This window comes from Pseudarthrobacter sp. B4EP4b (assembly GCF_006680095.1).
Lineage (GTDB): Bacteria > Actinomycetota > Actinomycetes > Actinomycetales > Micrococcaceae > Arthrobacter.
Genome location: NZ_VHIJ01000044.1, coordinates 50532 through 59496 on the forward strand (window position 1 = coordinate 50532; position 8965 = coordinate 59496).

7 protein-coding genes are annotated in these 8965 nt (G+C 66.1%); 2 read left to right on the plus strand and 5 right to left on the minus strand.

Annotated features, from left to right (window positions below; all coding sequences use genetic code 11):
* Nucleotides 1–17 precede the first annotated feature (17 nt).
* From FNL14_RS16975 to FNL14_RS16985, 3 genes are all read right to left on the minus strand, one after another.
* A complete protein-coding gene (locus FNL14_RS16975; RefSeq protein WP_142062274.1) occupies nucleotides 18–1202 on the minus strand; it encodes an ABC transporter substrate-binding protein in 1185 nt (394 codons plus the stop codon).
* Between the two features lie 297 nt (nucleotides 1203–1499).
* Complete coding sequence (locus tag FNL14_RS16980) at nucleotides 1500–2474, minus strand: polysaccharide deacetylase (RefSeq protein WP_142062277.1); 975 nt, start codon at nucleotides 2472–2474, stop codon at nucleotides 1500–1502.
* 37 nt (nucleotides 2475–2511) lie between these two features.
* Entirely contained in the window at nucleotides 2512–4029 is a 1518-nt protein-coding gene (locus tag FNL14_RS16985; protein WP_142062280.1) for a cytosine permease, read from the minus strand.
* Between the two features lie 109 nt (nucleotides 4030–4138).
* On the opposite strand from FNL14_RS16985, the gene FNL14_RS16990 reads away from it, so the two are divergent.
* The gene (locus FNL14_RS16990; protein ID WP_142062284.1) at nucleotides 4139–5689 is read left to right on the plus strand and encodes a PucR family transcriptional regulator; all 1551 of its coding nucleotides are present in this window, start codon (nucleotides 4139–4141) and stop codon (nucleotides 5687–5689) included.
* Nucleotides 5690–5859: 170 nt separating this feature from the next.
* Nucleotides 5860–6819, plus strand: coding sequence for a DUF559 domain-containing protein (locus tag FNL14_RS16995; protein WP_142062287.1), 960 nt, complete (start codon nucleotides 5860–5862; stop codon nucleotides 6817–6819).
* A 152-nt stretch (nucleotides 6820–6971) separates the two neighbouring features.
* Here the strand turns inward: FNL14_RS16995 and purU are convergent, their stop codons facing one another.
* Nucleotides 6972–7868, minus strand: a complete 897-nt coding sequence (gene purU / locus FNL14_RS17000; RefSeq protein ID WP_142062290.1) for a formyltetrahydrofolate deformylase — start codon at nucleotides 7866–7868, stop codon at nucleotides 6972–6974.
* 3 nt (nucleotides 7869–7871) lie between these two features.
* Nucleotides 7872–8965: L-serine ammonia-lyase (locus FNL14_RS17005; RefSeq protein ID WP_142062293.1), on the minus strand; the 1094-nt coding region annotated here is incomplete at its 5' end.

Sequence of the window (8965 nt, forward strand, 5' to 3'; positions counted from 1 at the left end):
AGAGGGCGTTCCGGCGGCTACTCCTTGCCGAGCTTCGCGGCCGAGGTCTTTTCGCCGGAGACGCTGTTGAGCGCCCGTAGGTCGAAGATGCCGTTGATGTCCGCCTGCTTGGTGGTGCCGGCAGTGACGCCGTCGGCCAGGAGCTTCTGGTAGGTTCCGGCGAGCGGGTCCACGGTGAACACGATGTTCTTCAGCGACCGGTCGATCACATCGGCCTTCAGCTCGGCCCCGGCGGCTTCCTTGAGTGCTGCGTTGATGACGGTGGCCTTCTCGCCGTCGGCGGCCTTGTTCAGCCACTCAACCGACTTCACGTGGCCCTTCAGCAGTGCCTTCACGGTGTCCGGGTGGTCGGCGGCAAACTTCTGGTTGACGATCAGGATGGTGGTGGGGAACTCGCCCGGCTTGCCGGACAGCGAACCGTCCCACAGGTCCTTTTCGTCCACCAGCACCTTGGCGCCGGCGGTCAGTACCAGGCGGGAGGCCCAGGGCTCAGGCAGCCACGCGCCGTCGAGCTTTCCGTCCTGGAACAGCTTAAGGGTCTGCGCGTTTTCGGTGGGGTTGATGGCGACGTCGCCGCTGCCGTCCACGTTGGTCTTGTATCCCTGGGCGGTGAGCCAGGCGCGGAGGGCCACGTCCTGCGTGCCCCCGAGCTGCGGGGAGGCCAGGGTCTTGCCCTTGAGGTCTGCCGCGGAGTTGATCTCCGGCTTGACCACCAGCTGCGCGCCGCCGGCTGCAGCGCCGGCGACGATGTTGATCGACTCGCCGCCGCTCTTGACGAAGGAGTTGATGGCCGGGTTCGGGCCGATGTAGGTGGCGTCGATGGCGCCGGCGTTCAATGCTTCGATGGCGGCGGGGCCGGCGTTGAAAACCTGGGTGGTCAGTTTGGTGTCGCCGAGTTCGTCGGCGATGTAGCCCTGGCTGACGCCGACCAGGGCGGGGGCGTGGGTGACGTTGCCGAAGTAGCCGAGCTTCAGTTCGGCGGCGGGGTTGCCGGAAGGAGCGGTTTCCCCGGCGGCGGCCGGTGCACCGCTGCCGTTGTTCACGGTGGCGGCGACGGCCGCGCCGCCTCCCACCAGGGCGAGGAGGACGGCGGCGATGCCGATCTTCTGCCCGAGCGGACGCTTGGGGCGGGAGGACTGGCCGGCCACGATGCGGGTGGAGCCTTCGTGGCTCTCCGGGCTCTTGTTCGAGGGGTCTGACATGGGAAATTCCTTTGCTGGGGCGGGTGCTGAAATGAGAGTACGGAGCACCCGCCGGCGCCACAATCAATCCCGACGCAGGCGTTCACGCAGCGTCGCGAACGCTCAACAGGACGTAGCCCGGCGTTAAGGAACGTCTTAGGAAGACACACAACAAAGGACGTACGACGGCGGCCCGCGGCTTGGCAGCGGCGCGGACGTCCCGGCAGCAAGGCTCTTAAACGCCAGTGGAGCGGTACCGCCCGTGGACAGGGCTGGTACCGCTCCACTGTTGCTCTCTTCCCGCGGCTGCTGCCCGGATCAGTTCCCTGCGGCCGCCAGCCGTGGCTGCTGTACTGCTCCCTGCTGTACCGCCGCCGGCGTGAACCTGGCCCCGGTATCCGGGAAAGAAGGCACCTCGATCCGGGCGTGGGTGTGGACCTCCTGGACGGTCCTGCGCGTGTGCTCGGCGATCTCTTCCATGGTGGCCACCCACATGCCGTCCATCCCCTTGACCCGCTCGATGAGCCGTTCCAGGGCCACGGCCTTGGAGGGCCGGCCGGAGATGAAGGGGTGGTTGGTGAGGACGAAGCAGCTGCCCTGGGCGTGGTGGGCCTCCGCCTCGAGGGTCCACATTTCGAGGACCTTGGCGGGGCTTTCGATCACGCCGCTGCCGGTCACGCCGGGGTAGAACGCGTACTGCTCCCAGTCGTCCAGCGTCCAGTCCACGGGAATCTCCACGATGTCCCGGGAATCGCCCGGGGCGACGCTGAAGCGGTAGGGGGCGTCGCCGTCGAGCAGGCTGGAATCGTAGAGGAAGCCGCGGTCCGCAAGGAGTGCGGGGGAGTGCCAGTTCAGCTCCCACCAGGGTGCCCGGTAGCCTACCGGCTCCACGCCGGCGGCTTTGGCGAGCGCCTCCAGCCCGCGGTCGATGTAGCGGGCCTCCGTTTCGGCGGCGATACCCTGCATGGGCTCGTGCAGGTAGCCGTGGTGCGCCACCTCATGTCCGGCGTCCACGATCCGCCGGACGGTGTCCGGGTAGCATTCGGCCGTGAAGCCGGGAACGAAGAACGTGGCGCGGATGTCCTGGCGCTGGAGGATCTGCAGCAGCCGGGGAACAGCCACCTTGGGTCCGTAAGACTGGTGCGTCATCAGGGACATCCGGCGGGTGCTCTTCGGATCGTGGGCGATGGTGCAGGATTCTGCGTCGACGTCGAACGTGAAGGATGCGGCCGCGCGCTTGCCCTCAGGCCAGGTGATCGGGTGGGCGGAATCGGCGAATGCTTCAAGAGTCATGATGGTCCTAGCGTTACGGGAAGTGCGGACGGGAAGGTCAGAGCGCTGCCGGTGTGCCGGGAGCGGATGCTCCGGTCAGCTCGGGGGAAAGCTCGGCTGCGGGAGCCGGGGCATCGATGAATTTCCGGTGCATCTTCGGACCCAGGATGGCGTAGCTGGCGGCGCTGGCAAGGCCGCCGGCGAGCCAGGACAGGTCCCAGCCGCCCAGGGCCACGGCGATGGGGCCCTGCATGGCGGGAACGAGCCCGTACATAAACAGCCAGGTGGCGAAGATGCCCACCAGGAGGGAGGTGACGCCTGCCCAGTTGACGCCGGGAAGCCGCCTGGTGCCGACGCCGTCGAACAGTCTTTCGGGATTGCCGGGCCAGCGCTTGTCAACCCAGAAGTAGTGCACCAGCATCACGCCGCCCCAGGCGGCCACCCAGGCCACCAGGCCGATGAGCCAGGCGTCCAGGACTGCAGCGAAGTCCTCCTGGAAGATAAAGAAGACGACGGCGGCGAGCGAGAAGACGCCGACGAACAGGTTGAGCTTGCGGCGGCTGATGGTGATGTCCAGTGCCTGCGTGGCGACGGAGAAGGTGTAGATGTTCAGGATGTTGGTGGCGATGGGGCCGTGCAGCACCATCAGCAGCACCGGCAGCGCCATGACGCCGAAGTTCTGCACGATGAGCTTGCCGGGATCGATCTCGCCGCTGTTGGTGGCCAGGCTTGCGCCGAGCACCCCGAGCCAGACGACGGGGATGAACTGGCCCAGGACGGAAGCCAGGTAGACCTTCTTCTTGGGAACTTCGGTGCCGACGAACCGGGAGTAGTCGGCCGCGTAGGTGAACCAGGTGATACCCCAGCCGATGCCGATGGCGGTCATCACCGCGCTCATGGCGGCGATGCGTTCGGACCCCTCAAGGATGTTGCCTGCGGGGCCGGCGTAGCCCCAGTCGATCTTCATGCCGAACCAGGCCACGGCGGACATCACGGCGAGGATGATGATGGTGGGCGGGACGGTCCACTTTTCAAAGGCGGCGATTGCCTTGTAGCCGAACCAGGCGATGGCCACCTGCGCTGCCATGATGGCCGTGGCCACGCCGATCTTCCAGGCATAGTTATGGGCGGTGGGATCCACCCAGCCGAGGGTGCCGAACAGTGCCATGACGAGGTCCAGGATGATCCAGGTGTTGACCGCGCACCAGCCGATCACCAGGAGGGCCTGGATGGCTGCGGGAAGGTAGTTGCCCCGCCGGCCGAAGGCGGCCCGGGCGAGCACCATGCCGGTGGCGCCGGTCTTCTGGCCGAGCAGGACGAAGCAGCCGAAGAGCAGCATGCCGATCAGGTTGCCCAGCACCAGGACCGTCACGGTATCAGCGAAACCCAGCCCCAAGTGGATTCCGAGGGCGCCCAGGACCCAGTTGATCGGTGCCAGGTTGGCGCCGGCCCAGATCCAGAACTGGCCTGAAACCTTGTGCGTGCGCTGGGATTCCGGGATTGGCTGGAGCCAGGCTTCGACGTCTTCCACATGGGTGGACTGCTCGATTCCTGGGCTTGTGGGTTTTTGTTGCATCGGGGCCTCTTCGTTGAGGGGATGGGGATTCCTCAAGATTATGTGTCCGGAGCCACATCCACCATCTACAATGTGTCTTGAGCTTTCCCCTTCTATATGACGGAGTGTCATGCCAGTCCGATTGGAAGATGTGCTTCGGCACTCCACCGTTGTTGCCGCCGATCCTGTGGTCCGTGCGGCGGCTGGAGCTGTCCCGCAAACCCAGCTCCGCTGGATCCACTCGAGCGAGGTTTTGGACATTGCGTCGCTGCTCGGCGGCGGGGAACTCCTGCTCACGGGAGGCCAGGCCCTTGCCTCTGCCTCCGATGAGCGCCGGATGGGCTACATCCGTGACCTTGCTGAGCGCGGGGTGGCGGCGCTCGCCGTCGAGACCGGAAGTGTGCTGCCATCTATTCCTTCCTCGATGATTGCCGCCGCTGAGGAGGCCGGCCTTCCGCTCATTGAACTGCGCCGTGTGGTGCCCTTCGTCGCGGTGATGGAGGCCATCAACTCACAGCTGGTCAGCCAGTCAGCCGCCCAGCTGCAGCAGGCGGACCAGGCAAGCCATGCCATGGCGGTGGAGCTCGCCCACGGAAGCGGCCTTGACCGGATCCTGGCGGTCCTCGCAGCAGCGACGGGCTCTGACGTGCTGCTCATGTCCACTGCGGGAGTGGCACTGGCCAGTGCAGAGCCGAACGGGCACTCGGATGATCCAGGAGTGCCAGTTCTCCGAGACGCCTCGGGGGAGGCCGGAAAGACCATCCACATCGAGGTCCCGGTGCGCGGGATCCCGTCTGCCCGGTTGACGCTGCACGTCCGGGGTGACGCCGATGTGAATCTCGCGAGGATAGCCGGGAACAGGTCCGTGGACATTCTTGCCCTGGCGCTGTTGCAGCGGATGCCGCCCGGTTTGAAGGAGATGGCCGGGGCGGCCTTGATCCGGGCCATAGATTCCGGCAAGCAGAACTGGCGGCTGCAGGAGCTGGGGCCGGCAGCAGGCATTCCCGTGTCTGCGCAGGTGGTGGCTGTAGTTGTCCGCTCGCCTGCTTCCAAACAGCTGCGAAGGAATGTGGAGCACCTCCTGGATCCGGGCGGGCAGCACGGCGCCAGCTACGCGGACAACGCGGAACTGCTGGCGCTCGCTGTCCTCCGCCCGGGGAACGCGCAGGATGAACGGCAAAAGATTGTTCACGGCCTGCAGTCACTCGAAGTGCCGGAGGGCACTGTCAGTGCAGTCGGCCCGGTGGCTTCAGGGATTTCCGCGGCCCCTTGGTCCCTGACTGAGGCGAGGCTCACCCTGGAACTTGCAGCCGACGTCGGCCGGTCCAGGTCCTCGGCAAGCACACCCGGGCACGTGCTGGACGCGCAGGCATTCGCCGTGGAACGGCTGGCGGTCCAGGCCATGGATGAGGGCCGGCGCCGGGACTTCGTCAGCCAGCAGCTGGCCGCCGTTCTTGCGCACGACGCCGAGCGGCACTCCCAGCTGGTGGAGACGCTGCGGGTCTGGCTGGACTCCGGGTGCAACACGGCGCAGGCGGCGCGGGAGCTCCATGTGGAGCGCCAGTCCATGCACCAGCGGCTGCAGCGGATCTTCTCCTTGTGCGGAGGCGATCCCCGGGGAACGGGCCGGCTGGCGGCCCTGCACCTGGCCACCCGCCTGGCCGCGCTCGAGTCGAAATAACTGGGACGCCCCACCAGCCCGGACGCTCTCTCACTTAATGTGCGTTTCGGGCGGACGCTCGCTCACTTAACGCGGGTTTTGGACCAACCCTCTCTCACCTGCCATCGCGCCGTCGGCAGGCCTGTGGATAACTTCTGCAGCGTTCCGCCTTATCAAGGCACAATGCCAGCATGCGAAAGCAAAATTTGTTGCCCCCGCCGTTGGCTGAGGCTCCATTTACCTTCGGCTCGGCAAGGGCTTCGGGCGTCACGCTGGACAGACTTCGGCGCAAAGATGTAGTTAACGTGGGCCGCGGTCTCTACCGCCCGGCGGACTGGGACTTCGATCTGGAAGGCGCCGCCAGGGCGTTGTCCGCTGCGTCGCCCGGTGCCTGGATCTCACACGTGACTGCGGCCCGGCTACGGGGCCAGGTGCTGCCACCCTGGCTGGCAGATTCCACAGAGCTCCACCTCAGCAAGCCGCGCGCCCTGCCGTCGGTCCGCCGAAAGGGCATACTCGGGCACACGGTCGTGGCTCGTGAAGACGAGATCGAACTGGTCGATGGCATCCGCCTGAGCACGAGGTCACGTACCTGGCTCGATCTGGCGCGGGTCCTGCCACTCGATGACCTGGTGAGCATGGGGGATGAACTGATCCGCGTCCCGCGGGTGGATTTCGAGGGAAGGACGCAGCCCTATGACACCTTGGCGGGACTGCGCGTGCTCGTCAGCCATCATCCGAATCTCCAAGGCATCGTCCGGGCACGCGAAGCATTGGATCTGATGCGGGTGGGCGCCGACTCGGCCCCTGAATCACTGCTCCGGCTGGCCATCACCAACGCCGGCCTACCCGAGCCGGAACTCCAGGTGCTATTGCGCGCCGGAGATGGGCGGTCGCCGTCGGCGGATCTCGGCTATCGTCATCGCCGCCTTGCTATCCAGTACGACGGCGAGCATCACCTCGGTGACGCACAGATGCTAAGCGACCGGAGACGGGATAAGGCCTTCGAATCAGCCGGGTGGACGGTCCTGGTTTTCGATAAGGGCGATCTTGCGGATGATTTTTGCCAGGCAGTGAAGCTCATCAAACGGGCGCTCCGGAACGCATGGCAGGATCACGCCCAGGCGTCGGGGTTTGCCGGCCGCGATTGAGCGGCAGTGACGACGTGCATCCATGGAAGAGGCATTAACGCCGTGACGCTCCCTCACCAGGGTGAGAGAGCGTCCGGCCAAAAGCCACATTAAGTGAGAGAGCGTCCGGCCAGAACCCACGTTAAGTGAGAGAGCGTCGCATGGGAAGGTAGCTAGCGGAGGACCACCGTGCGGTTGCCCTGCAGGATGACCCGGCCCTCGCAGTGCCAGCGCACGGCGTTGGACAGGGCCTTGCATTCGGTGTCGCGGCCGGCCGCAACCAGGTCCTCGGGCCCGTAGGTGTGGTCCACTTCGACGGTCTGCTGGGAAATGATCGGTCCCTCATCCAGTTCGCTGTTCACGTAGTGTGCCGTCGCGCCGACGGTCTTGACACCCCGCGCGTACGCCTGGTGGTATGGCTTGGCGCCCTTGAAACTGGGCAGGAATGAGTGGTGGATGTTGATCGCCTTCCCGTCCAGCTTCCGGGTGAGGTTGTCGCTGAGCACCTGCATGTACCGGGCTAGCACCACGAGTTCCACGTCGAACTCGTCCACCAGCTCCAACAGACGGGCCTCGGCCGAAGGCTTGGTGTCAGCCGTGACCGGCACGTGGAAGAACGGGATCCCGTGCCATTCCACCAGCGCCTGGTGGTCCGTGTGGTTGGAGACCACGGCCACCACATCCACCGGCAACTCGCCAATCCGCGCCCGGAAGAGGAGGTCGTTGAGGCAGTGCCCGAACTTGGACACCATGATCAGCACGCGGCGCTTGGAGCCGTGCCGCTCCAGCCGCCAGCGCATCCCGAACCGCTCCGCGACAGGACCAAAAGCGGCCCGCAGCGTGTCCGCGGTGGAGGCATCGCCGTCGGACACAAAATGCACCCGCATAAAGAAGTGCCCTTCGGAGCGCTCGCCGAACTGCTGGTTGTCGATGATGTCGCAGCCGTGCTCCAGCAGGAACCCGGACACGGCGTGGACGATGCCCGGGGACTCGCTGCAGTCCAGGGTCAGGACGTGCTCCACCGTGGTGGCGGCAGCGGCAGGGACGGTTTCAGTCTCAATTGCAGTCATGGCTCAGCACTCGATTACGTTGACGGCAAGGCCTCCGCGGGAGGTTTCCTTGTACTTGGTTTTCATGTCGGCTCCTGTTTCGCGCATCGTTTTGATGGCTTTGTCGAGGGACACCTTGTGGCTGCCGTCGCCGTGCAGGGCAAGGCGGGCGGCGTTGATGGCCTTCACGCTGGCGATGGCGTTGCGCTCGATGCAGGGGATCTGCACCAGCCCGCCCACGGGATCGCACGTCAGGCCCAGGTTGTGTTCAATCCCCACCTCGGCGGCGTTTTCCACCTGGGCGGGCGTCCCGCCCAGCACCTCGCAGAGCCCGGCGGCGGCCATGGAGCAGGCGGAGCCCACTTCACCCTGGCAGCCCACCTCGGCACCGGAGATGGAGGCATTGATCTTGAACAGGATGCCGACGGCGGCCGCGGCCAGCAGGAAGCGGACCACGCCGTCGTCATTGGCGCCGGGCACGAACTTCACGTAGTAGTGCAGCACCGCCGGGACGATGCCCGCCGCGCCGTTGGTGGGCGCGGTGACGATCCGGCCGCCGGCGGCGTTCTCCTCGTTCACTGCCAGCGCGAACAGGTTCACCCATTCCATGGCCCGCAGCGGGTCCGTGTCCCCGGTATCCGCAGTGAGGGTCTGGAATAACGACGGCGCGCGGCGGCGGACGTTGAGCCCGCCCGGAAGGATTCCTTCCGCGGCACAGCCGTTGTCCACGCATTCGCGCATGACCGCCCACAGCCCCAGCAGCTTTTCCCGGAGTTCCGCCTCGGTCCGCCACACCAGCTCGTTCGCCAGCATCACGTCCGAGATCGACATGCCTTCACGGCTGCAGATCTCCAGGAGCTCGTCCGCGCTGGTGAACGGGTAGGGAAGGACGGTGGAGTCCGCCACGATCCGGGCGTCGGCGTCGGCATCGCCGTCCACCACGAAGCCGCCGCCAATGGAATAGAAGCTCCGCTCGCTGAGCACGGCGCCGGAGTGGTCCAGCGCCCGGAAGGTCATGCCGTTCGGGTGGGCCGGGAGGGATTTGCGGCGGTGCAGCACCACGTCCTCGTCCCAGTTGAAGTCCACCCGGTGGTCGCCGCCGATCCACAGTTCGGCGT